Below are 23,703 nucleotides of genomic sequence, written 5' to 3'. Positions count from 1 at the left end.
GCATCAAGGATACGAAGGCTTTTTCATGATCTCGCTGTGCTGTCAGCTGAATGGTTCAAACAGACTATACAAGCGCATCCAGACCTTTGTCAGCTTAAGTAAAATATTCTGTGTTGTTACCCATTTTTACTCTGAGTCGTTTAATTTAATACGTCATCGCACGACTGACGCTCATAAAAAATTAAAGCATTAAATTTTCTAGTATTAGCTACATCCCAAGATGCAATTAGGGCTTCTTTTTCCTTCTCGTTCATACCAGAAACTGTATTGTTAATGATCTCGCTTATCCCTGATATTCTTCCCAACGTATAACCCTCTACTTTTTCCAAAGATATTCGTTCGTATAACAAAAGAATCCTCAAAGCCTCGTTTTCATCCATACCAGTCGATTGAAAGGAAGAAAGAGAGATCATTGCTAAAATTTCCGCTTTTCTTATCCATCCAATTTGCTTAGCCAAACCGAAGCACTCTGCTGCAATTTCAGCATCATCAAGTACTTGACTGAAGTCTTGCTCAGCCCTGAATTCATCTAAGTTGAACTCTTTATCAGAAGCATAAGCTATAGACTCCATTAAACATAAACAGAGAAAAGCCATCCCAGCTCTCTTTAACAAATGACTTACTCCTATATAATGAAATAACATACTCAAAGCATTAAGAAACATTCAACTGCTCAGACCATAATGCTTGTAGATCAACGTCCTCACTGTCAGGCTGCTTCTCTTTCTGCAACTCATTAACCTGCAATACCATTGGTAAATCAAAAGCAGTACCTGTGATTACGCAGCTCCCCTTAGAAAGGTTAGGGATCATACTTCTAGACATCCCATCAAGAGTGCTGATTGTGTTATCGATCAAAAACAAGTCTCTCTCGTTTACAAGCCTATGAATAAAGAAATTATGAATTTGAGAAACAATAGTTGGTGATATGTCAGCAGGCCTTTGACTAGATAGGGTTAAGAACATTCCAAACTTTCTACCTTCTTTAATTATCTCTTCAAATGTCTCAAGCCTATAATCTTTCCAACTCTCACTTTCACGCGTTGATTGCTGTGATAACACGTTATGAGCCTCATCAATTATCAGGTGAATAGTGCTATCAGGTGGGTTTGCTACAGTTGTCTTGTGTGGATTGTAATAATGCTTGGCAATCAGGAGAGGAAGCACCTTTTTGATATCTTGTTTACACTTTCGTAAAGAAATTATCGTTACAGTTTTACTATCAACGGGCTCACTTACAACTCGAATTACTTTTGTCAAATTAGATAATGATGACTCGATGCGCTTCAGTAGTGGTTGGATAAAGTCAAACTGCACATAGCCAAGGATGAGGTCACGTATGAGTTGAATCTGGCATCGAATTCTGAATTGGTCAAGATCACTAAAGTCATCTGGAATAGTTATACCATCGACATCTTGCTGTAATTGACTTCGATAGCCCTCGCCATCTGAGTTGAAAAAACGTCCTCCATTGAGCTTAAATGCTTTGGTGTTAGCAGAACTAATATAGGTGATATTCTTTAATGTATCCTCTAGGGGCCTATTATCAAGAACATCTGTAATGTCTCGGATAAGGTCAAGTAGCTCAGGATTAGGAGATGCAGCGGAAAATACCTTTTCATAGGCTGTCTTGATATAGCGAAGGAAGTTAGCTTTAGTATCAAACCTCAGTTTCCCTTTTACTACTCGGTTAATAAAGGGCTTTTGAGTATTCGGTGTCGCCTGAAAGAGAATGCTTAAAGTATCCGCATCCCAAAACTCCTCTTTAGCCAATGGAAATTTATCTTCTGCCTGCCTAGTGTTCAGGTTGTAAACATTTTTATGCTGCGCTGCAACTAACTGGCCACTGGTATACTCACCATTGAAATCAATTACTACAAATTGGCTTTTTCCATTAATGGATTCGATTTTCTTATCAAACAGTGTAGTGTAAAGATTGGTTAATGTATTAGATTTACCACTGCCTGTATTGCCAAATATACCAATATGGGTGTTAAACAACTTTTTCCATGGTAACGATACTGGGAACTCTTCCTTCAAGAGCCTACCGATAACAAAGCCTTCGGCGTCATTTCCAAAGATATCAGAGAGCTTGTTCTCCTCAAGCAGGAATACCGGATCCTTAATCAAAGGCAGATGCTTAATACCTTCAAAAAACCTCCCAGAATCAAAGTATCCAATCGGTTTTAAATCTACAGTTCGTATATGCTGATCTTCATCATCTGTATTCTTTTCATCAAGATATTCACCTTCGACTACACATATTATTTTTTTGAAACCACGTTCAATTTGTACATACTCACGAATTGATATCCCCTTGTACTTCACACCATCATAAAACAGGGTATCTTTGTTCGACTCTTCAAAGACTTTTATTGAAACTTTAACGCCTCGGACAGCAATCACTTCCCCAACTAGAATAGACATTGATCACTCCTAGCTTGGAAGCTTAAAAACTTCGTTGTTAAAAACGTTAAAGTCTAGCAACTTTGCATTCCTTACTATCTTTACATTGTTGAAGCCTTCGAACATGCCAGCTATTTCCTTGACTGTCTCAGCGTCAAAACAGCAGATATACATGGTAAGTGTCTTGTTACCCAGTGAACGTTTGATGAGGTTTGTAAGGTGCTCATCTGCAAACGAGAACCCGAACACCACAAGAGTAGAGTCCTGTTTTTCAAGCTCATAGCTCATAAAACGAAGCATTTGATAGTAATGTTCATCAAACACCGTCTCATGAAATTTCCATTTGGTTGGATTAACAATTGGCAACTTCTCGTAAGTCTCCCAAAACTGGCGAGCTATATCACTAAACGCAGCATCAAATGGGATATGACTGAAGTCATCTCTAGTTGACTGCGGAGAATTCAGAACAGCTTCCATAATGTTAAGTTCTGCCCGAACATTATCGAAGAAATTGGGAACGAACTTTGATTCTTGATTCTGATAGTCAACAGCAATATGTTGCTGGTTCAAACTCCAGTACGCTGAGCCATGTAGATGGACAAGGTTTGCTTGAGGTGTAATCGTTCTGTTATTTCCGAACATACTACTTGTAACTTCAAACGTATCAAAGTTACGCACTTCTAAGAACTTTCTGCTAAACCCCTTAGTGCCATCATTGAGATTAAATTCAAGATTAGGTTGCTCAAGCAATAGCTCTTCATACGCACAGACAAAGCATGAATCATAGTTTGTCGTAAATATGTTCGATTTCAACTGCGACTTGTTTTTGGAGGCAACTCCTCGAAGAGTCTTAAGCAGTCTTTTATAGTTTTCAATAACATTAAGCCTCTTCCGGCTATTTGTTGACTGAGTTATTTCAAAACAGGATTTTTCATTTTCGATATCAAAGACTGTTACAGGTCCAATACAGCTTTCATAGTAATACATAAAAAGAAGCGTTTTTAGATCATTTTTGCCGCTATCCTCAAAGTATTTCCCTAGAGTTTCAATAGACTCTCCATCCATTGCTGTAGCTAGTGTTGGGAATAGACCATATGATGCACCGGATCCAACCAACAGATTTACGCTATTTTGCCAGATTTCATTAATATTTATTTCTTCTATAAATTCCATACTTAGCCTTTCCATTCAAATAGGCAAGCCATCTTTGGCCTTTGTGTTGAAACAAAACGGGGCAGCGTTAAATTAACTATGTTTCCAACACATTCACATGTATAGCAGACAAACCTTAATTTTCCACTAAAAAACAAAAAGCCCCGATATACGGGGCTTTCAGAAACAAACTTTACACTTCTAGTCTCAGGTAAACTCTAGAACGGAATATCGTCGTCAAAGTCATCAAAGTTTGGCGCTTGTTGTGGCTTTTGCTGCTGCGGCGCTTTTTGTTGTGGCGCTTGCTGCGGAGCCTGTTGAGGTTGGTTGCCCCAGCTACCAAAAGATTGTGGCTGCGCTTGTTGTTGCGGAGCTTGTTGGTGTTGCGGAGCTTGTTGACCATAACCACCCTGCGCTGGCTGCTGGTTAAAGCCGCCTTGTGGCGCACGCTGTTGAGGTGCTTGTTGTGGCTGCTGAGGCGATTGGTTAAAACCACCTTGTGGCGCTTGCTGTTGTGGCGCTTGACCGTAGCCACCAGCCTGACCTTGCATGTTGTCGTAACCACCAGCCGAAGGCATGGCACCATCGTTACGGCCGTCTAGAAGTTGCATTTCGCTGGCGATAATTTCGGTGGTGTAACGCTTGATGCCGTCTTTTTCCCATTCACGGGTACGCAATGAGCCTTCAACATAGACTTTTGAGCCTTTTTTGATGAAGTCACCGGCGATTTGACCTAGTCGGTAGTTACCACGATCCATGAATGACACTCGGTGCCATTCGGTACGCTCTTGCATCTGGCCTGTTTGCTTGTCGCGCCAGCTTTCGGTTGTCGCTAGGCTGACGTTTGCCACGGCGCCACCAGATGGCATGAAACGCACTTCGGCATCGTTGCCTGCGTTACCTACGATAATTACTTTGTTTATTCCACGTGCCATGACGTTCTCCAACTGAAATAAGTTCTTTCTTTATACATTAGCTTGTGGCGCAAGTTGCACCAAGGCTGCTTTGTCTAGCTGTTTTTTATCCACTTTGAGATAAGCGGTTTGTTCATCTTCAAATAATTGCATACCTTCCACTCCTTGGACCTTGGCAAGTTGTTCAGCCAGCGCAGAGATTTCTGCATTGGTCATCTTAGGTAGACTAAAGGCCAAGCTAGTTAATTGGCGCGGTGCTGGTTGCACCATGCTGACCAAAGACCAAGCGATAAAGACCGCGCCTACCACGAAAAAGACGCCTTCATTAGCATGATGTTGCAGCAGCCAGCCACCGCCTGCGCCGCCAACGAAGGAACCAATAAATTGATGGGTTGAAAAGACCCCCATTGCAGTACCACGATACCCTACAGGTGCTAATTTGCTGACCATTGAAGGCAGTACCGCTTCCATGGCGTTGAAGCCAATAAAGTAACCCCACAATAACACAGCAAACAACCAAAACAAGGAAGCATATTGTAAACCAATCGAGCTGATGCCCAATAGGATAAAAACGCTAATTAGGACTTGTTTCATCTTACCTTTGGCTTCAGCAATAATGACCAAGGGTAACATGCCAACAAATGCAAACCCCATGATCGCCAAGTAAAGCCAACTGTGCTGAGAAAGAGGCAAAGCAAACTCATTAATCAAACGTCCGGGTACGACAACAAAAATGGCCGTTAAACTGGCGTGGACAAATAAGACACTGACGTTTAGGTAACGCAAACGAGCGTTCTTCATCACCGCCCCTAAGGCCACCAAGCTCGGTGTGGTATCGCGACGAAAGGTGTGTTGCACACTGTTTGGCACGGCAAAAACAATCAACAAAATGCCAACAAAAGACAAGGCAAACGACAAGTAGAACAAACCTGATAAGCCAATTAAGGCAAACAACCAAGGGCCGAACACCAGCGACAACATGAAAGAAGCCCCAATGCTCACCCCAACACTGGCCATGGCTTTGGTTCGATTCTGTTCACGGGTCACATCACTCAGTAACGCCATTAAGGTACTGGCGATGGCACCAGCACCCTGAACCGCACGACCAATGATCAGCGTATTTATGTCGTCGGCGTTGGCACAAATCAAACTGCCTAAGGCAAATAGCAATAAGCCGATAACGATAACGCGCTTGCGGCCAATCTTATCCGACCACATGCCCATGGGAATTTGTAGGCAAGCTTGAGTCAAACCATAAATGCCAATCGCCGTTCCAATGAGTGCGGCATCTGCTCCGCTCAGGCCATCGGCTGCTAGGCTAATCACCGGCATGATGAGAAACAAGCCCAGCATGCGGAACAAATAAATTAGCGCTAGAGCAAGAACTGAACGACGTTCGAGTAGATCCATAAGGAGGTCACAACCACTTAACATGAGGGTTAAGAAAAAAAGATGCTAATTTTACCGAATTTACCGTTGAAGCTCCATGTTAACTACTGTAAAAATAGACAGTTATTTTATTAAATGCAGAATGACTTCTGTCGATCCGTTTTCATTGGAGACCCATGGACACCATTACCATACGCGGGGCCCGCACCCACAATCTGAAAAATGTGGATTTAGACATTCCAAGAGACAAGCTTGTGGTCATTACGGGCTTATCAGGCTCAGGTAAATCTTCTCTTGCTTTTGACACTTTATACGCAGAAGGTCAGCGTCGTTATGTAGAGTCTTTGTCGACCTACGCGAGACAGTTTTTATCTATGATGGAAAAGCCCGACATTGACCACATTGAAGGTTTGTCTCCGGCTATTTCCATTGAGCAAAAGTCCACCTCTCACAACCCGAGATCGACGGTTGGTACTATTACCGAAATCTACGATTACTTGCGTTTGCTGTTTGCTCGTGCTGGTCAGCCGCGCTGCCCTGATCATGGCGAACCACTGGAAGCACAAACCATTTCACAAATGGTCGATAAGGTGATCTCTCTGCCCGAAGATACCAAGATGATGTTGTTAGCGCCTATTGTGAAAGATCGCAAAGGTGAGCACTTACACACTATCAACGATCTATTATCCAAAGGCTTTATTCGCGCTCGTATTGACGGCATTGTGGTGGATTTAGACGATGCTCCAGCCTTAGAAAAGAACAAGAAACACACCATTGAAGTGGTCATTGATCGTTTTAAAGTACGTTCAGATCTTCAATTACGTTTGGCTGAATCCTTCGAGACCTGTTTGGAATTGTCCGATGGTATTGCCAAAGCCATTAATATGGACGTACCGGAAGAAGAGTATATTTTCTCCAGTAAATTCGCTTGTCCTGTATGTGGCTACAGCCTGACGGAACTAGAACCGCGTTTGTTCTCGTTCAATAACCCCAATGGCGCTTGTCAGACCTGTGACGGTTTGGGCACACATCAGATGTTTGATCCTGAGCGTATCATTCAGGACGACACACTGACTTTAGCGGAAGGCGCGATTCGCGGCTGGGGTCGACGTAGTATTTTCTATTATCAGCAGCTTACCGCCCTTGCCAATCATTATGGCTTTAATATTGATGCGCCATACAAGGACATCCCCGACAATTTTAAAAAACGCATTTTGCACGGTTCCGGCAGCGATAAGATCAGTTTTGTCTACATTAACGAGCGTGGCGATAAGATGACTCGCTCTCATGCCTTTGAAGGTGTTATTCCGAATCTACAACGCCGTTATCATGAAACGGAATCGGATAGCGTACGTGATGACTTGGCTCAGTACATCAGTGTACAACCTTGTCCAGATTGTCATGGTTCACGTTTGAACCGATCCGCCCGCAATGTCTTCATTCAGGAACAAACCCTACCTGAGATAGTCACCTACTCCATTGCAGACTGTTTAAACTACTTTGAAAATTTACAGCTAACCGGCGCAAAAGGTGAAATTGCCGCCAAGATTCTAAAAGAAATACGTGATCGTCTGACCTTCTTGGTCAACGTGGGTCTGGAATATTTAACACTCGACCGTAAAGCTGACTCTCTGTCTGGTGGTGAAGCGCAACGTATTCGATTGGCGAGCCAAATTGGCGCTGGCTTGGTTGGCGTAATGTACATCTTGGATGAACCTTCCATTGGCCTTCACCAACGAGACAATGAACGCCTTATTGCCACGCTCACCCGTTTAAGAGATTTAGGTAATACCGTCATTGTGGTAGAACACGATGAAGATGCGATACGCATTGCCGACCACGTTGTGGACATTGGCCCGGGGGCCGGTGTTCATGGTGGCGAAGTCATTGCCAGCGGCACACCGCAAGACATTATGAATTGCGAGTCGTCTATTACAGGCAAGTTTTTAACAGGCGAACGTAAAATAGATATACCGGCAGTGCGTCACCCAGCGAAAGAGGGCAAACATCTGAAATTATTGGGGGCCACGGGCAATAATCTAAACAATGTGGATTTAAGTATCCCTCTTGGCGTGATGACTTGTGTTACTGGCGTTTCCGGCTCAGGAAAGTCCACTTTGATTAATGGCACCCTGTATCCATTGGCGGCAACCGCTCTCAACGGAGCGACTACCTTAAAACCTGCGCCGCACAGTAAAGTAGAAGGCATGGACGAATTCGACAAGTGTGTTGATATTGACCAAAGCCCTATTGGACGCACACCACGCTCGAATCCAGCGACTTACACAGGTATTTTCACGCCAATGCGTGAGCTCTTCTCAGCAACACAAGAAGCACGCTCTCGTGGCTACAAACCAGGTCGCTTTAGTTTTAACGTCAAAGGCGGACGCTGTGAAGCCTGTCAGGGCGATGGCGTGATCAAGGTGGAAATGCACTTCTTACCCGATGTGTATGTGCCTTGTGATGTGTGTAAAGGTAAACGCTATAACCGTGAAACCCTTGAGATACATTACAAAGGCAAGAATATTCACGAATGTTTGGAAATGACCATTGAAGACGCTCGCGAATTCTTTGATCCTGTGCCAGCCATTGCTCGTAAACTGCAAACCTTAATTGATGTGGGCTTAGGCTATATTCGCTTGGGTCAAGCCGCCACGACCTTGTCTGGCGGTGAAGCACAGCGAGTTAAGCTGGCCAAAGAGCTATCTAAGCGTGATACTGGTAAAACCTTGTATATTCTCGATGAACCAACAACCGGATTGCACTTTGCAGACATTGAACAACTGTTAAAAGTACTGCATCGCTTACGCGATCACGGTAATACCATAGTGGTCATAGAGCATAATCTGGACGTAATCAAAACGGCTGATTGGATAGTTGACCTAGGACCTGAAGGCGGTAGCGGCGGTGGTTACATCATTGCAGAAGGCACACCTGAAACGGTAGCAGAAGCAGAAAATTCTCACACAGGTCGTTTCTTAAAGACTATGTTGCCCTAGTACGACTTCGTTCTATTTAATAGATCCTAACACTTATCCACCGGTTTAATTTTCTATTGAACTGGTGGATAAGTATCTTGGCAAGCACAAAACAAAAACCTATTGAATCTTACGAATAAAACATGCAACAGCTCTAAACTTCAAGAGTCCAATGCAAACTCCAGTCGTGCATCAATTCCGTGACTAAGTGCATCAACCGTATGATAAAAATCCTAGTCTGGCTTTAAACCCTTTCGAATGAAATCATTGGGACTATCTATAACAGTCATGCTTGATAGTAATTCGACACCAATACTTTTTACCCAGATCTAAATAAAATACAGATACAAATCTTTAGTTCTTCCGCTCCAACGACTTTATAAAGTCAGACTCCCAAGGTCTCATCGCTATTAACATACCTGTTCGCTGCCTTTTCGATTGAGGTAATACCGCGTCTTCTTGATTTAAAGCGGATGCTTTGTAGGCAACTTTTTCCAACATCTGTCTGATTATTTCGATTGAAGATTCAGAATAGCGTCCACTCAAATATAAACGGTAATCCCATTCTTCTCCTTCCTTGGCAGCTACAAAGTTTGACAGTACCTCTCGTTCGATAAAGGTCTCAAGTGGTCCTCCCGGTAACCAACGGAAATCATGTGCGATAAGTGAGCGATAATGGTTATTGGGTAGAAATTCAATGACTTTGAGCTTGTCCAGTTTAGACATCAACTGAATACCTTCATGCTCAGAAATGTCGTAGACATTAATCATATCCTGAAAAGACCAGCTATCTCTTATACAAATCGCTGCAACGAGCAATTTTGGCGAAGCGAGAAGCTCCTTTTCTTGTTCTTCTGTTAATTGGCTGACTTTTTCTGTTTGCTTTTCGGACAGTATAAAAAGGTCTGAAAGAGTAATTTTTAAAAGGCTACAAATTTGTTCCAAACGATCTAAAGTAAAGCTTTGTGTTGAGAAAATACGTTTAATATTAGCTTCACTCATGTCTAACTGATCTGCAATATCCTTATAGGTAATCTGCTTTTGTTTGAGCAAAAGCTTTAGCGTTTGATTGACTTGATTTATTTGGCTCATGAGTACTTCCTGCCATTAAAGTATCACTAAATAATACCTTTGGTCTCAAATTAATCAACTTCACAGGTTTGAGTTTACCTCTGCGTAACCCTGATATAGCTTTTGTCTCACCAAACACAAAAATGGAGTTAAAACTATGAAGTTAATTAAACATTCAACAATTATCGCTTTATATTCCGCCATAGCGTGTTCAACAGCGGTCGCTTCTTCCGATCACAGCACGCAAGCTAGTAAACATTTGTCCCTCGGTGCGAGCCATGGCGCGGCATCAGTTGCCCAACCTGTTAGTGCTGTAGTGGCATCTCCAATCTTAATTTCAGGAGCGGTTACTGGCTCCGTCGGGGCGGCAAGTACTCAAGTTGGAGTATCTACTATGAAAGCTCATAATAACATTCCAACTACTTTTAATATTACTGATAAAACGATTACTGCGGGCCCATCTCCAGACAAAGCTATTCAAGACTAGATCTTTCCGGGAGCAGGCGCTAATAACTTGCTTGCTCCTTTCGTTAACACCGCTTTCAAGAATAAATCGTTTGAGAAAACATCAAAACACGGCCATTTACTTAAGGCTATCAAAATAGAACTAGGGATTGGAATATGAAGATAATCATCGCACTTATCACATCACTGTTCATGTCGATTACATTGCCTGCTACCGCATGGGGTGGAAGTCAGGCAAATAAAAATGCTCTGATCTCTGCAGACAGAGTTGCGGCGTTTGCAAAAAACGTAGAAAAATATGCCGCCTCGCAACAAGCCAGAGCTTTTATTATTGCCAGAGTAGGACGTCCAGAGAAAGACCTTCCTGAGGGCATTCATTACACACATACTGCCATCGCGATTTATTCGGATATTCAGTTAAATAACGGACAAACGGTTCAAGGTTACACCATTCATAACCTATATCAATTAGATAATGCACGAGACAAAAGTCGGTTGGTTCAAGATTATCCTGTGGATTTTTTTTGGGGCACCGAAACACTAAAAGCAGGCATCATCATTCCTAGTGAAAAAATGCAAACGCGATTGATCAAGTTATACGTAAATGGAGACAATAAAAAATTACATAACCCCAATTACTCAGTCATCGCAAATCCATTTAATACTGAGTTACAGAATTGCACCGAATACACATTAGACCTATTAAACGCAGCCATTTATCAAACAACTGATCGAGAACAACTAAAAGCAAACGCTAAAGCGTATTTTGACCCTCAAACACTTGATGTAAGCCCGCTAAAACTGACGCTGGGATCCATGTTCGTAAAAGATGTTGCCTTGAGAGATCATTCTGGCAATGTTCAGACAACCACTTTCTCCTCAATTTACCGATATTTGAATAAATTCAAAATGGTAAAACAAGGTGTTAGCTTCCACGAAGACCGCAGTGTTATGCCGCTTTGAAATAAAAATACAAAACTCTCAGCTTTAAGGGGAACGAGCGTTCCCCTTTTTTATAACGTCAACCCAAACACCGATTATTGATAAATTAGAATGTCTTATTAACTGAATCTAATTATTAAACATTTATAGGATATTTGTCTGATGGGGTTCCGTTCTATAAAACTAGTTATTTCTATTGTAATGATTTGAACGCTCTGAAATTGAATCGAAAAATTCACGATCAAACTCGTCTCTATTTTGGGGTTGATGTGAAATTGGAGAAAAATTTATGCACATAACGTCAGAAAGTAAGCATTCTTTCTAAATCACTCATTCATACCATCCCTATATTCAATGACTGACTAACAAGTTCAGTATCAACACTTGTCACTTGAATTCAACAGATTAAAACTAACAAGCAAATTATCCACACGCAACTTAGCCTAAGACACTTGCTAAGTGAAAGGTTAATAAGTTTACGCTTATAAACAGGCTTTTAAACAATTTGAGATTTTAAGGTATTAAACCGATATTGTGGATAAAAGATCGTACAAACTAAGTAAAGATAAATAAGAGAAGATAATGAACGAAAAGAGGCTTTAGTAAGGCACAAAAAAACCGGACTCGAGAGTCCGGTTTTTTTATTACAAACTGATGTTACTCAGCGGCTTCCGCTTCTGGTCGATCAACCAATTCCACGTAAGCCATAGGTGCGTTGTCACCTGCACGGAAGCCACATTTTAGAATGCGAACATAACCGCCAGGACGAGCTTGGTAACGAGGACCAAGTTCTGAGAACAATTTACCTACTGCATCTTTGCTACGAGTACGAGCAAAGGCAAGGCGACGATTCGCTACGGAATCAACTTTCGCCAATGTGATCAAAGGCTCTGCAACACGGCGCAATTCTTTTGCTTTTGGCAAAGTTGTTTTAATAACTTCGTGCTCAAACAAAGAAGCAGCCATATTTTTGAACATCGCTTTGCGATGCGAGCTAGTACGGTTTAAGTGACGTCCACTCTTACGATGACGCATTATACATTCCTTACCAAACTACGGTGGTCAGGGAACAATGACCTAGCGAGCTAGAACTTTGCTATCGTCTTTCAAACTAGCTGGTGGCCAGTTTTCTAGACGCATTCCCAAAGACAAACCACGCTGTGCTAAAACATCTTTGATTTCAGTTAACGACTTCTTACCTAGGTTAGGCGTCTTAAGAAGCTCAACCTCAGTACGTTGAATCAAATCACCGATGTAATAAATGTTCTCTGCTTTCAAACAGTTAGCACTGCGAACGGTCAATTCAAGATCATCAACCGGGCGTAGCAATATTGGATCAATCTCATCCTCTTCTTCTTCAACAGGCGCTTCGCTTTCGCTTTCTAGGGCAACAAATACAGCGATTTGTTGTTGAAGAATGGTCGCTGCACGACGGATAGCTTCTTCAGGATCGATCGTACCGTTGGATTCGATGTCTAGCACCAATTTATCCAAGTCTGTACGTTGCTCTACACGAGCATTATCGACACTGTAAGCAACACGACGAACAGGGCTGAATGAGGCATCCAGTTGCAAGCGACCAATTGGACGAGTCTCATCGTCGCCAGCAACACGAGCATCAGCAGGCTCATAACCGCGACCACGAGCGACTTTTATCTGCATAGTTAACTCTGCAGTATCATCCAAGTGCGCAATAACATGGTCTGGGTTAGCGATCTCTGCGTCAGCAACCAACTGGATATCACCAGCCGTTACGACACCAGGACCTTTTTTACTTAGAGTAAGAGTTGCTTCATCTTGCCCGTGTAGAGCGATCGCAACTCCTTTCAGGTTAAGAAGAATTTCAATTACATCTTCTTTAACCCCTTCGATTGCGCTGTATTCGTGTAATACACCGTCGATTTCGACTTCAACAATCGCACAACCTGGCATCGAAGATAAAAGAATGCGACGTAGCGCATTACCCAAAGTATGACCAAAACCACGTTCTAGCGGTTGTAGCGTAACTTTAGCGCGCGTGTTGCCTAATTCCTGAACTTCAATGTTTCGTGGGGTTAACAATTCGCTCACTGAACGCTGCATAGATCCACCTATATCTTAATCCCAATCACCGACTTACTTAGAGTAAAGTTCGACAATTAGGTTCTCATTAATTTCAGCTGATAAATCGGCACGTTCTGGAGCAGCTTTGAAAGTTGCTTCCAATTTAGTTGCATCAACTTCGATCCAGTGGATCGGTGCACGATTTTTAGATAGCTCTAGTGCGCTTTGTACACGCAATTGCTTCTTAGCTTTTTCACGGATAGACACAACATCACCTGCTTTAACTTGGTAAGATGGAATGTTAACCGTTTGACCGTTAACTAGAATGCCTTTGTGGCCAACTAGCTGACGAGCTTCCGCACGTGTAGAACCGAAACCTGCGCGATAAACCACGTTATCCAAACGAGATTCCAAAAGTTGCAAAAGGTTTTCGCCAGTTGCGCCTTTTAGACGTGCTGCAGATTTGTAGTAGTTACGGAATTGTTTTTCTAGCACGCCGTACATACGACGAACTTTTTGCTTCTCACGTAATTGCAAGCCGTAATCAGAAAGACGTCCGCGACGTGCACCATGTACACCAGGAACGGTTTCTGCTTTACATTTAGACTCAAGAGCGCGTGAACCGCTCTTCAATTGCAAGTCGGTACCTTCACGACGAGACAACTTACAAGTTGGACCTATATAACGAGCCATATGTCTGTCTCCTCAATTAAACGCGACGTTTCTTAGGTGGACGGCAACCATTGTGTGGAATTGGCGTCACATCTGTGATGTTGTTGATACGCAAGCCCAATGCATTCAATGCACGAACTGCGGACTCACGACCAGGACCAGGGCCCTTGATCATTACGTCTACGTTTTTAAGGCCGAATTCTTGTGCGACAGCACCGGCACGTTCTGCTGCAACCTGCGCAGCAAATGGTGTACTTTTACGAGAACCGCGAAAACCAGAACCACCGGCAGTCGCCCAAGACAAAGCATTACCTTGGCGATCGGTGATAGTCACGATCGTGTTGTTAAAAGACGCGTGTACATGAGCAACACCGTCGACAACCGTCTTTTTGACTTTCTTCTTGGTATTGCGCGTAGCTGGCTTAGCCATATTGCACTTTCCTAAATTAATGCTCAGCTCTAGCGAATTTTTCAGCTAGAGCGAAACGCGTTTAAATTACTTACGAATAGGCTTACGAGGGCCTTTTCGTGTACGAGCGTTCGTTTTGGTACGTTGACCACGAACAGGTAGGCTGCGGCGGTGACGAATACCGCGATTACAACCTAGGTCCATCAAACGTTTGATAGACATACTGACTTCACGGCGTAAGTCACCCTCTACAGTATACTTCGCAACTTCGCCACGTAATTGGTCAAGAACGTCATCGCTCAAAGAACCAATTTTCGCAGTTTCAGCAACACCTGTAGCAGCACAAATAGCGCGTGAACGAGTGCGACCGATTCCGAAGATGTAAGTCAGAGAAATGACCGCATGTTTATTGTCAGGAATATTGACACCGGCTATACGAGCCATTCACTTTACTCCGTTGTTATTGATGAATAATTCATCACTTTACTTTTATGAGGGCGGCTGATTATGCCTACATTCGTAGAATAAATCAACCACCCTTTCCCATCGTCGAGATGACTCGCTGTTAGCCTTGACGCTGTTTGTGGCGAGGCTCAACACAAATCACTCGAACTGAACCGTTACGACGAACGATTTTGCAGTTACGACAGATTTTCTTTACAGATGCACGTACTTTCATGTTCAACTCCAACCTATGCTTAACGCATTAGGCCATTTGGACCATAACCAGTCAGATTAGACTTCTTCATTAATGACTCGTATTGCTGACTCATCAAGTGACTTTGTACTTGCGACATAAAGTCCATAACAACCACCACTACGATCAACATAGAGGTGCCGCCAAAGTAGAACGGAACGTTCCACGCAACAACAAAGAACTGAGGCATCAGTGACACCAATGTGATGTACAAAGCACCAAACAATGTCAAACGCGTCATTACTCCATCAATATATCGAGCAGTATGATCGCCTGGACGAATACCCGGTAAAAAAGCACCGGATTTTTTCAAGTTATCTGCCACATCTTTAGGGTTGAACACTAGGGCTGTATAGAAAAAGCAAAAGAACACAATTGCAATCGCAAACAACAGCACATAGAGCGGTTGCCCAGGAGCCAGAGCCAAAGAAATATTTTGCAACCATTCCATACCTTCACCTTGACCGAACCATTGGCCGATCGATGCAGGGAACAATAGAATACTAGATGCAAAAATTGGCGGAATTACACCTGCCATATTTACTTTGAGAGGCAAATGACTCTTTTGTGCAGCAAACACTTTTTTGCCTTGTTGACGCTTAGCATAATTAACCGTAATACGACGCTGACCACGCTCGATGAAAACAACGAAAGCGACCGTCGCAATAGCCAAAATACCAATCAATAACAAAGCCAATATATTAATATCGCCTTGGCGAGCCGACTCAAATGAGCGGCCTAGAGCAGAAGGCAAACCTGCAACGATACCAGCAAAGATTAGAATGGAAATACCATTACCAATGCCTTTCTCAGTCACTTGTTCACCTAGCCACATTAAGAAAACAGTACCAGCAACCAATGTCACAACCGCTACAGCATAAAACTGCAGACCTGTGTCAAAAGAAATACCTTGGCTGGCAAGACCCACTGCCATAGAAGCAGACTGAACCAATGCCAGTAAAACCGTACCGTAACGAGTGTATTGGGTAATCTTACGTCGACCCGCCTCACCCTCTTTCTTAAGTTGCTCTAGCTGCGGACTCACGACCGTCAATAACTGCATAATGATTGAGGCAGAAATATAAGGCAGAATCCCAAGCGCAAATATACTCATACGCTCAAGAGCGCCACCTGAGAATACGTTAAATAAACTCAGTATTGTGCCTTCATTTTGATCAAACAGTGCTGACAATCTATCTGGGTTAATACCAGGAACCGGAATGTGTGCACCAATTCGATATACAATAATTGCCAAGAAAACAAAACGAATACGAGCCCAAAGCTCGCTTAATCCGCTTTGCATTCCGGCAGGTAGTGAGCCACGCTTTGCCATTTATTCCTCGACTTTTCCGCCAGCTGCTTCAATAGCGGCACGAGCACCTTTAGTCACTTTAAGACCGCGAACAGTAACCGCTTTGTCGATAGAACCAGACAAGATTACACGAGCAGTTTTAATCTGATGACCTAGAATGTCGGCGCTTTTCAGAGCAGCCAAATCTACAACTTCAGCATTTACAGCAGCAAGCTCGTTTAGACGAACCTCAGCAACATACTTAGCCTGACGCGAAGTGAAACCAAATTTTGGCAGACGCTTCTGCAAAGGCATTTGACCGCCTTCAAAACCAGGTTTTACTGAGCCACCGGAGCGAGACTTAAGACCTTTGTGGCCACGTCCACCCGTTTTGCCCAAGCCGCTACCAATGCCGCGACCTACACGTTTAGGAGCATGCTTGCTACCTTCGCCAGGGCGAATAGTATTTAAGAACATGTTACTCTCCTACCACTTTAACCATGTAATAAACTTTATTGACCATACCGCGTACTGCTGGAGTATCTTCCAACTCACGAGTCTGACCAACTTTACGCAAACCCAAGCCTTTAATAGTTTCACGGTGCTTTGGAAGACGACCGATCGGGCTACGGGTTAGTTGAACTGTGATGGTTTTGTTCGCCATGACACATTACCCCAAAATTTGATCGACAGACTTACCGCGTTTTGCCGCGATTTGCTCAGGCGCTTTCATGTCCTGCAAACCTTTGATCGTAGCGCGAACTACGTTTACTGGGTTTGTAGAACCGTAACATTTCGCCAATACGTTGTGCACACCAGCGATTTCAAGAACCGCACGCATTGCACCACCGGCGATGATACCTGTACCTTGAGAAGCAGGTTGCATGTAAACATTAGAAGAACCATGCGTTGCTTTCACAGGATACTGAAGAGTATCGCCATTTAACTTAACAGAAACCATGTTGCGGCGAGCCTGCTCCATTGCTTTCTGAATAGCTTGAGGAACTTCACGTGCTTTACCACGACCGAAGCCTACCTTACCATTACCGTCACCAACGACTGTCAAAGCTGTGAAAGAGAAGATACGACCACCCTTAACAACTTTGGCAACGCGGTTTACTTGAACTAGCTTCTCTTGGAGGTCGCTAGTTTGTTGTTCATTAACTGCCATTTGCTACCCCTTAGAACTCTAGACCGGCTTCACGCGCAGCATCAGCAAGAGCTTGAACGCGACCATGGTATTTGAAGCCAGAACGATCGAAAGCGACCGAAGTGACGCCTGCTTCTTTAGCGCGAGTAGCAATCAAAGTACCTACTTGTTTAGCAGCTTCTTTGTTACCCGTCGCTGTAGCACGTAGAGCTTCTTCCACTGTAGAAGCGCTCGCTAGCACTTTGCTACCACATGGAGAAATTACTTGAGCATACATATGGCGTGGTGTGCGATGTACAGTAAGACGATTCGCACCTAACTCACGAATATGCAAACGCGCACGACGTGCACGACGAATTCGAGATTGTTTTTTAGTGTTCATGAATGCCTACCTACTTCTTCTTAGCTTCTTTACGACGAATAATTTCGTCAGCATAGCGAACACCTTTACCTTTGTAAGGCTCAGGCGGACGGAAACCGCGAACTTCTGCAGCAACCTGACCAACGGCTTGCTTATCAATACCTTTGATCACGATTTCTGTTTGAGAAGTACATTCAGCTGTTACGCCTTCAGGTAGTTCATAATCTACTGGGTGAGAAAAACCCAAAGAAAGGTTAAGTACTTTACCCTTTAGGGCAGCACGATAACCAACACCTTGAAGAATCAATTTTTTCTCGAAACCTTGGCTTACACCAACAACCATGTTGTTAACCAATGCACGAGTAGTACCAGCTAGGGCACGGCTTTGTTTAGCACCATCGCGTGCAGCGAAAGTGATAACGTTATCTTCTTTAGATACTTGTACGCTTGCGTGAACGTTAAACTCTAGAGAACCTTTGCCACCTTTAACAACAAGGTTTTGGCCATTTAGAGTTAAATCTACACCACTAGGAAGCGTCACTGGGCTATTAGCAACTCGAGACATACTAACTCCTAGAATACTGTGCAGATTACTTCGCCGCCGATACCAGCAGCACGAGCTGCACGATCTGTCATCACACCTTTAGAAGTAGAGATGATAGCAACACCAAGACCAGCTTCTACTTTAGGTAGGTCGCCAGATGCTTTGTATTGACGCAAGCTTGGACGGGAAGCGCGTTTGATTTGTTCAATAACAGGCTTACCTTCGTAGTATTTCAACTCGATAGTAAGTGTTGGCTTAACTGCCTCATCTACAGAGAAGTCACCAACGTAACCTTCTTCACGCAGAACTGCAGCAATCGATGCCTTCATTTTTGACGAAGGCATGCTCACAGATGTTTTTGAAGCCATCTGTGCATTACGGATACGAGTAAACATATCCGCAAGGGTATCTTGCATACTCATTTAAGAGCTCCTAAATAAAAAAACCATTGTGCAGCAAATAGAGCTCGCGCATAGTACACAGCAGCGAGCGGAATGTCCAGCTTTTAGACACCCCACTCGCTGCTATGTATTATGATCGCGCTCTACTTGCTTACCAACTAGCTTTCTTCAAGCCTGGTACGTCACCACGCATAGCTGCTTCACGCAACTTGATGCGAGACAAACCGAAACGACGGTATACACCGTGTGGTCGACCTGTCACTTGGCAACGATTACGCTGGCGAGAAGAAGATGAATCGCGAGGAAGTTGTTGCAACTTAAGCGTTGCTTCCCACTTTTCATCGTCCGATGCATTAACGTCGCTAATGATCGCCTTTAGAGCAGCACGCTTTTCAGCGTACTTTGCTACTAATTTGGTGCGTTTTGCTTCGCGTTGAACCATTGAAACTTTTGCCATGATTCCTACCTCTTATTTCTTGAAAGGGAAATTAAAGGCGGCTAACAAAGCACGACCTTCTTCGTCGTTACGAGCAGATGTTGTGATAGTGATATCAAGACCACGTACACGATCCACTTTATCGTAATCGATTTCAGGGAAGATGATCTGCTCTTTCACACCCATGCTGTAGTTACCACGACCATCGAAAGACTTAGGGTTAAGTCCACGGAAGTCACGGATACGTGGGATAGCGACATCAACCAAACGGTCGAAGAAATCCCACATACGCTCACCACGTAGTGTTACTTTACAACCGATCGGGTAACCGTCACGGATTTTAAAGCCTGCTACTGATTTACGTGCCTTAGTTACTACAACTTTTTGGCCGCTAAGTGCTTGTAGATCATTTACCGCATGCTCAAGAAGTTTCTTGTCTGCGATAGCTTCACCAACACCCATATTTAATGTGATTTTAGTGATTTTAGGCACTTCCATCACGTTCTTGTAGCTAAACTCTTCTGTCAGTTTTGCTACAACTTGATCTTTATAAACTTGCTTAAGTCTCGCCATGGCTATAATTCCCGCTCTTAGGCGTCGATCGCTTCACTGTTTGATTTAAAGATACGTACCTTAGTACCGTCTTCATTCAATTTAAAGCCGACGCGATCCGCTTTACCAGTAGCACTGTTAAAAATGGCTACGTTAGAAACCTGGATAGGTGCTTCTTTTTCAACGATACCGCCAGTCGTACCCTTCATTGGGTTTGGCTTCTCATGTTTCTTGACCATATTTACGCCAGAAACAAGAACACGATTCTCGTCTACTACCTTAACAACTGTACCGCGCTTACCTTTGTCTTTACCGGTAATCACGATTACTTCGTCGTCACGTTTGATCTTACGCATAAATGTCCCCTCCCTCTTACAGCACTTCAGGTGCAAGAGAAACAATTTTCATGAATTGCTCAGTACGCAACTCACGTGTTACAGGGCCAAAGATACGAGTACCAATAGGCTGTCCAGAAGCATTCAGTAAAACCGCAGAGTTTACATCAAAACGGATTACAGAACCATCAGGACGACGAACACCTTTCTTAGTTCTAACGACAACAGCGTTTAGAACCTGCCCTTTCTTAACACGACCGCGAGGGATCGCTTCTTTCACTGTGACCTTAATAATGTCACCGATAGCAGCATAACGACGATGTGAGCCACCCAGTACTTTAATACACTGAACACGCTTAGCGCCGCTGTTATCTGCTACATCAAGCATCGATTCCGTTTGAATCATTACTGCTCTCCAATCAAATTAGATAACAAGTCTCACGAAGGAAGGAGCAGCTTATACAGCTGCTGCTTTCTCAACAACTTGAACCAGATTCCAAGTCTTAGACTTAGAGTAAGGACGTGTTTCTACGACCTTAACGGTATCACCGATCTGACACTCATTGTTTTCATCGTGAGCGTGTAATTTTGTTGAACGACGTACGAACTTACCGTATAGAGGGTGTTTTTCTGTACGCTCAACCAGTACTGTGATGGTTTTATCCATCTTATCGCTTACTACTTTACCAGTAGCTGTACGCGCTTTTGTTTCTGCCATCTTAGTTACCTGCCTTATCATTTAGCACGGTTTTAACACGTGCGATATTGCGGCGAACTTGCGAGAGCAAATGAGTTTGCGCTAACTGACCAGTGGCTTTCTGCATACGCAGAGTAAATTGCTCACGTAGTAGTTCAATCAAGGTCGCTTGTAGCTCAGCTACAGACTTTTCTTGCAGTTCTTTTGCTTTCATCTACATCACCGTACGCGTTACGAAAGTTGTGGACAGAGGAAGCTTAGCCGCAGCCAATGCAAATGCTTCACGAGCCAATTGCTCTGAAACACCCTCAACTTCATAAAGCATCTTGCCAGGTTGAATTTGAGCAACCCAGTATTCTACGCTACCCTTACCTTTACCCTGACGAACCTCAAGAGGCTTCTGAGTAATAGGCTTATCAGGGAATACACGAATCCAAATCTTACCACCACGCTTAATGTGACGAGTCATTGCACGACGCGCCGCTTCAATTTGGCGAGCAGTAATACGACCACGCTCGGTCGATTTCAATCCGAATTCACCAAAGCTAACTTGGTTACCGCGAAGTGCTAGACCACGGTTACGGCCTTTCTGCATCTTACGGAACTTAGTACGTTTCGGCTGTAACATGACTTACCCCCTACTTAGACTTCTTCTTTTGTGCGCCTTTATCAGCACGCACTTGCTCAATACCGCCCAAGATTTCGCCTTTGAAGATCCACACTTTAACGCCAATAATGCCGTATGTAGTGCTTGCTTCATAAGTAGCGTAGTCAATGTCTGCGCGTAGAGTGTGAAGAGGTACGCGACCTTCACGGTACCACTCAGCACGTGCAATTTCTGCACCGCCTAAACGACCACTCACCTGAACCTTGATGCCTTTCGCGCCTGCACGCATAGCGTTTTGTACTGCACGCTTCATTGCACGGCGGAACATAACACGACGCTCAAGTTGGCTAGCGATGTTTTGCGCTACCAATTTCGCATCCATTTCAGGCTTACGAATTTCTTCGATGTTGATATGAACTGGCACACCCATCATTTCTGATACAGCGTTACGAAGTTTCTCAACATCTTCACCTTTCTTACCAATCACAATGCCCGGACGAGCTGTGTGAATCGTAATACGAGCTGTTTGAGCAGGACGCTGAATCTCAATACGAGAAACAGATGCCTGAACCAATTTTTTCTCCAAATACTCACGTACCTGAAGATCATTTAAAAGCAGCTTAGAGTAGTTTTGATTATTCGCATACCAAGTAGAAGTATGATCTTTAACTATCCCTAGGCGTATACCAGTTGGATGAACCTTCTGACCCATTGGGTTTCTCCTAATTAGTCAGCGACTTTAACTGTAATATGGCAACCGCGCTTTAAAATACGGTCAGCACGGCCTTTGGCACGTGGCATAATACGTTTGAGAGTCATAGCCTCATCAACGTACGCCGTAGATACACGCAAGTCATCGATATCAGCACCTTCGTTATGCTCTGCATTCGCAATAGCAGACTCAAGTACTTTCTTGACAATTGCTGCCGCCTTTTTAGGACTGAACGATAAGATGTTCAGTGCTTCGCTAACAGATTTGCCACGGATTTGATCTACAACCAAACGGGCCTTCTGCGCTGAGAGGCGAGCACCCTTTAATGAAGCGCTTACTTCACTCATGTTAATACCCCTTTTTACCGTTTGGCTTTCTTGTCCGCAGCATGACCGCGATATGTACGGGTCGGAGCGAACTCACCCAATTTATGACCGACCATGTCTTCAGTTACGAGAACTGGAACATGTTGGCGACCATTATGGACAGCGATAGTCAACCCTACAAAATCAGGGAAGATAGTAGAACGGCGCGACCAAGTTTTAATTGGACGACGATCGTTTTTCTCTACCGCAGCCTCTACCTTTTTCAACAAATGAAGGTCGATAAAAGGACCTTTTTTTAGTGAACGTGGCACAGTCGTTTCCTCTTATTACTTAGTACGACGACGTACAATAAGTTTATCAGTACGCTTGTTACTGCGCGTTTTGTAGCCTTTAGTTGGGATACCCCAAGGTGTAACAGGGTGACGACCACCTTTACTACGACCTTCACCACCACCATGTGGGTGATCTACAGGGTTCATCGCCGCACCGCGAACGGTAGGACGAACACCACGCCAACGCGTAGCACCAGCTTTACCAAGAACTCGCAAGCTATGCTCAGAGTTTGATACTTCACCCAAAGTAGCACGACATTCAGTCAATACTTTACGCATTTCACCAGAACGTAGGCGAAGCGTAACGTAACGACCTTCACGAGCCACCAATTGAGCTGAGGCACCTGCAGAACGTGCAATTTGCGCACCCTTGCCTGGCTTAAGCTCAACACAGTGAACAGTACTACCTACTGGAATATTTTGCAGAGGCAAAGTATTACCAGCTTTGATCGGCGCATCGGCACCACTAAAGACAACATTGCCTGCCGTCATACCTTTGGAAGCGATAATGTAACGACGCTCACCATCAGCATATTTAATCAATGCAATGTTTGCAGAACGGTTTGGATCATATTCCAAACGCTCAACTACCGCTGGGATACCATCTTTATTACGACGGAAATCAACCATACGGTAATGCTGCTTGTGACCACCACCTACGTGACGCGTAGTGATGCGTCCGTTATTGTTACGACCACCTGACTTGCTTTTCTTGTCTAGCAAAGGTGCGTAAGGTGCGCCTTTGTGCAAGTCACTGTTAGTAACTTTAACAACGTGACGACGGCCTGCAGACGTTGGCTTACTTTTTACAACAGCCATTG

The 23,703-nt window shown here is 43.8% G+C and carries 33 protein-coding genes; 3 read left to right on the top strand and 30 right to left on the bottom strand.

Going from position 1 to position 23,703, the window contains the following annotated elements; all coding sequences use genetic code 11:
- Positions 1 to 140: 140 nt before the first annotated feature.
- The 5 genes from ABXS85_RS12780 to ABXS85_RS12760 form a co-directional block, all read right to left on the bottom strand.
- Positions 141 to 614 carry a hypothetical protein gene (locus ABXS85_RS12780; protein ID WP_353666906.1) on the bottom strand — a complete coding sequence of 158 codons (474 nt, stop codon included), beginning with the start codon at positions 612 to 614 and terminating at the stop codon, positions 141 to 143.
- Between the two features lie 40 nt (positions 615 to 654).
- Positions 655 to 2,427, bottom strand: a complete 1,773-nt coding sequence (locus ABXS85_RS12775; protein WP_353666905.1) for an ATP-binding protein — start codon at positions 2,425 to 2,427, stop codon at positions 655 to 657.
- A gap of 9 nt (positions 2,428 to 2,436) precedes the next feature.
- The gene (locus ABXS85_RS12770) at positions 2,437 to 3,579 is read right to left on the bottom strand and encodes a hypothetical protein (RefSeq protein WP_353666904.1); all 1,143 of its coding nucleotides are present in this window, start codon (positions 3,577 to 3,579) and stop codon (positions 2,437 to 2,439) included.
- 197 nt (positions 3,580 to 3,776) lie between these two features.
- On the bottom strand, positions 3,777 to 4,493 hold the full coding sequence (gene ssb / locus ABXS85_RS12765; protein WP_353666903.1) for a single-stranded DNA-binding protein: 717 nt from the start codon (positions 4,491 to 4,493) through the stop codon (positions 3,777 to 3,779).
- A 30-nt stretch (positions 4,494 to 4,523) separates the two neighbouring features.
- A complete protein-coding gene (locus ABXS85_RS12760; protein WP_353666902.1) occupies positions 4,524 to 5,882 on the bottom strand; it encodes an MFS transporter in 1,359 nt (452 codons plus the stop codon).
- Positions 5,883 to 6,037: 155 nt separating this feature from the next.
- Here ABXS85_RS12760 and uvrA point away from each other — a divergent pair, with 155 nt between their 5' ends.
- Positions 6,038 to 8,860, top strand: a complete 2,823-nt coding sequence (gene uvrA, locus ABXS85_RS12755; protein ID WP_353666901.1) for an excinuclease ABC subunit UvrA — start codon at positions 6,038 to 6,040, stop codon at positions 8,858 to 8,860.
- Between the two features lie 333 nt (positions 8,861 to 9,193).
- On the opposite strand, the gene ABXS85_RS12750 is transcribed toward uvrA, so the two are convergent.
- Positions 9,194 to 9,931 (bottom strand): helix-turn-helix transcriptional regulator, encoded by a 738-nt coding sequence (locus tag ABXS85_RS12750; RefSeq protein WP_353666900.1) that lies wholly within the window; start codon positions 9,929 to 9,931, stop codon positions 9,194 to 9,196.
- Between the two features lie 136 nt (positions 9,932 to 10,067).
- On the opposite strand from ABXS85_RS12750, the gene ABXS85_RS12745 reads away from it, so the two are divergent.
- On the top strand, positions 10,068 to 10,397 hold the full coding sequence (locus tag ABXS85_RS12745) for a hypothetical protein (RefSeq protein WP_353666899.1): 330 nt from the start codon (positions 10,068 to 10,070) through the stop codon (positions 10,395 to 10,397).
- A gap of 134 nt (positions 10,398 to 10,531) precedes the next feature.
- Positions 10,532 to 11,338, top strand: coding sequence for a DUF2145 domain-containing protein (locus ABXS85_RS12740; RefSeq protein ID WP_353666898.1), 807 nt, complete (start codon positions 10,532 to 10,534; stop codon positions 11,336 to 11,338).
- 636 nt (positions 11,339 to 11,974) lie between these two features.
- Here the strand turns inward: ABXS85_RS12740 and rplQ are convergent.
- The 24 genes from rplQ to rplB form a co-directional block, all read right to left on the bottom strand.
- The gene (gene rplQ, locus ABXS85_RS12735) at positions 11,975 to 12,352 is read right to left on the bottom strand and encodes a 50S ribosomal protein L17 (protein ID WP_353666897.1); all 378 of its coding nucleotides are present in this window, start codon (positions 12,350 to 12,352) and stop codon (positions 11,975 to 11,977) included.
- A 42-nt stretch (positions 12,353 to 12,394) separates the two neighbouring features.
- Positions 12,395 to 13,399: a DNA-directed RNA polymerase subunit alpha gene (gene rpoA / locus ABXS85_RS12730; RefSeq protein ID WP_353666896.1), complete on the bottom strand. Its 1,005-nt coding sequence runs from the start codon at positions 13,397 to 13,399 to the stop codon at positions 12,395 to 12,397.
- A gap of 33 nt (positions 13,400 to 13,432) precedes the next feature.
- Positions 13,433 to 14,053: a 30S ribosomal protein S4 gene (gene rpsD, locus ABXS85_RS12725; protein WP_353666895.1), complete on the bottom strand. Its 621-nt coding sequence runs from the start codon at positions 14,051 to 14,053 to the stop codon at positions 13,433 to 13,435.
- A 16-nt stretch (positions 14,054 to 14,069) separates the two neighbouring features.
- Positions 14,070 to 14,462, bottom strand: a complete 393-nt coding sequence (rpsK, locus tag ABXS85_RS12720; RefSeq protein WP_009836290.1) for a 30S ribosomal protein S11 — start codon at positions 14,460 to 14,462, stop codon at positions 14,070 to 14,072.
- Between the two features lie 66 nt (positions 14,463 to 14,528).
- Complete coding sequence (gene rpsM, locus ABXS85_RS12715; protein WP_353666894.1) at positions 14,529 to 14,885, bottom strand: 30S ribosomal protein S13; 357 nt, start codon at positions 14,883 to 14,885, stop codon at positions 14,529 to 14,531.
- 121 nt (positions 14,886 to 15,006) lie between these two features.
- Positions 15,007 to 15,120: a 50S ribosomal protein L36 gene (rpmJ, locus tag ABXS85_RS12710; protein ID WP_012071915.1), complete on the bottom strand. Its 114-nt coding sequence runs from the start codon at positions 15,118 to 15,120 to the stop codon at positions 15,007 to 15,009.
- A gap of 19 nt (positions 15,121 to 15,139) precedes the next feature.
- Positions 15,140 to 16,471 (bottom strand): preprotein translocase subunit SecY, encoded by a 1,332-nt coding sequence (gene secY / locus ABXS85_RS12705; protein ID WP_353666893.1) that lies wholly within the window; start codon positions 16,469 to 16,471, stop codon positions 15,140 to 15,142.
- Complete coding sequence (gene rplO, locus ABXS85_RS12700; protein WP_353666892.1) at positions 16,472 to 16,906, bottom strand: 50S ribosomal protein L15; 435 nt, start codon at positions 16,904 to 16,906, stop codon at positions 16,472 to 16,474. It abuts the gene before it with no gap.
- A gap of 1 nt (position 16,907) precedes the next feature.
- Positions 16,908 to 17,093, bottom strand: a complete 186-nt coding sequence (gene rpmD / locus ABXS85_RS12695) for a 50S ribosomal protein L30 (RefSeq protein ID WP_067020101.1) — start codon at positions 17,091 to 17,093, stop codon at positions 16,908 to 16,910.
- 6 nt (positions 17,094 to 17,099) lie between these two features.
- Positions 17,100 to 17,600, bottom strand: a complete 501-nt coding sequence (rpsE, locus tag ABXS85_RS12690; protein WP_353666891.1) for a 30S ribosomal protein S5 — start codon at positions 17,598 to 17,600, stop codon at positions 17,100 to 17,102.
- Between the two features lie 10 nt (positions 17,601 to 17,610).
- Positions 17,611 to 17,961: a 50S ribosomal protein L18 gene (gene rplR, locus ABXS85_RS12685; RefSeq protein WP_353666890.1), complete on the bottom strand. Its 351-nt coding sequence runs from the start codon at positions 17,959 to 17,961 to the stop codon at positions 17,611 to 17,613.
- A gap of 10 nt (positions 17,962 to 17,971) precedes the next feature.
- Positions 17,972 to 18,505: a 50S ribosomal protein L6 gene (gene rplF / locus ABXS85_RS12680; RefSeq protein ID WP_353666889.1), complete on the bottom strand. Its 534-nt coding sequence runs from the start codon at positions 18,503 to 18,505 to the stop codon at positions 17,972 to 17,974.
- 8 nt (positions 18,506 to 18,513) lie between these two features.
- Positions 18,514 to 18,906: a 30S ribosomal protein S8 gene (gene rpsH / locus ABXS85_RS12675; protein WP_353666888.1), complete on the bottom strand. Its 393-nt coding sequence runs from the start codon at positions 18,904 to 18,906 to the stop codon at positions 18,514 to 18,516.
- A gap of 130 nt (positions 18,907 to 19,036) precedes the next feature.
- On the bottom strand, positions 19,037 to 19,342 hold the full coding sequence (rpsN, locus tag ABXS85_RS12670) for a 30S ribosomal protein S14 (protein ID WP_353666887.1): 306 nt from the start codon (positions 19,340 to 19,342) through the stop codon (positions 19,037 to 19,039).
- A 12-nt stretch (positions 19,343 to 19,354) separates the two neighbouring features.
- Positions 19,355 to 19,894: a 50S ribosomal protein L5 gene (rplE, locus tag ABXS85_RS12665; protein ID WP_353666886.1), complete on the bottom strand. Its 540-nt coding sequence runs from the start codon at positions 19,892 to 19,894 to the stop codon at positions 19,355 to 19,357.
- Between the two features lie 17 nt (positions 19,895 to 19,911).
- A complete protein-coding gene (rplX, locus tag ABXS85_RS12660) occupies positions 19,912 to 20,229 on the bottom strand; it encodes a 50S ribosomal protein L24 (protein WP_353666885.1) in 318 nt (105 codons plus the stop codon).
- A 16-nt stretch (positions 20,230 to 20,245) separates the two neighbouring features.
- A complete protein-coding gene (rplN, locus tag ABXS85_RS12655) occupies positions 20,246 to 20,614 on the bottom strand; it encodes a 50S ribosomal protein L14 (protein ID WP_113875592.1) in 369 nt (122 codons plus the stop codon).
- Positions 20,615 to 20,665: 51 nt separating this feature from the next.
- Positions 20,666 to 20,926, bottom strand: coding sequence for a 30S ribosomal protein S17 (gene rpsQ / locus ABXS85_RS12650; RefSeq protein WP_013797833.1), 261 nt, complete (start codon positions 20,924 to 20,926; stop codon positions 20,666 to 20,668).
- Position 20,927: 1 nt separating this feature from the next.
- Positions 20,928 to 21,119: a 50S ribosomal protein L29 gene (rpmC, locus tag ABXS85_RS12645; protein ID WP_110577370.1), complete on the bottom strand. Its 192-nt coding sequence runs from the start codon at positions 21,117 to 21,119 to the stop codon at positions 20,928 to 20,930.
- Positions 21,120 to 21,533, bottom strand: a complete 414-nt coding sequence (gene rplP, locus ABXS85_RS12640; protein WP_013797835.1) for a 50S ribosomal protein L16 — start codon at positions 21,531 to 21,533, stop codon at positions 21,120 to 21,122. It lies immediately after the preceding gene.
- A gap of 10 nt (positions 21,534 to 21,543) precedes the next feature.
- The gene (gene rpsC / locus ABXS85_RS12635; protein ID WP_353666884.1) at positions 21,544 to 22,224 is read right to left on the bottom strand and encodes a 30S ribosomal protein S3; all 681 of its coding nucleotides are present in this window, start codon (positions 22,222 to 22,224) and stop codon (positions 21,544 to 21,546) included.
- Positions 22,225 to 22,238: 14 nt separating this feature from the next.
- Positions 22,239 to 22,571, bottom strand: a complete 333-nt coding sequence (gene rplV / locus ABXS85_RS12630) for a 50S ribosomal protein L22 (protein WP_353666883.1) — start codon at positions 22,569 to 22,571, stop codon at positions 22,239 to 22,241.
- Between the two features lie 14 nt (positions 22,572 to 22,585).
- Complete coding sequence (gene rpsS / locus ABXS85_RS12625) at positions 22,586 to 22,861, bottom strand: 30S ribosomal protein S19 (protein ID WP_012071932.1); 276 nt, start codon at positions 22,859 to 22,861, stop codon at positions 22,586 to 22,588.
- Positions 22,862 to 22,876: 15 nt separating this feature from the next.
- The gene (gene rplB / locus ABXS85_RS12620) at positions 22,877 to 23,701 is read right to left on the bottom strand and encodes a 50S ribosomal protein L2 (protein ID WP_353666882.1); all 825 of its coding nucleotides are present in this window, start codon (positions 23,699 to 23,701) and stop codon (positions 22,877 to 22,879) included.
- Between the last annotated feature and the right edge of the window lie 2 nt (positions 23,702 to 23,703).

The organism is Marinomonas sp. THO17, assembly GCF_040436405.1.
Lineage (GTDB): Bacteria > Pseudomonadota > Gammaproteobacteria > Pseudomonadales > Marinomonadaceae > Marinomonas.
The sequence above is the reverse complement of the archived record's forward strand: the minus strand, read 5'-3'. Positions and strand labels throughout refer to the sequence as shown.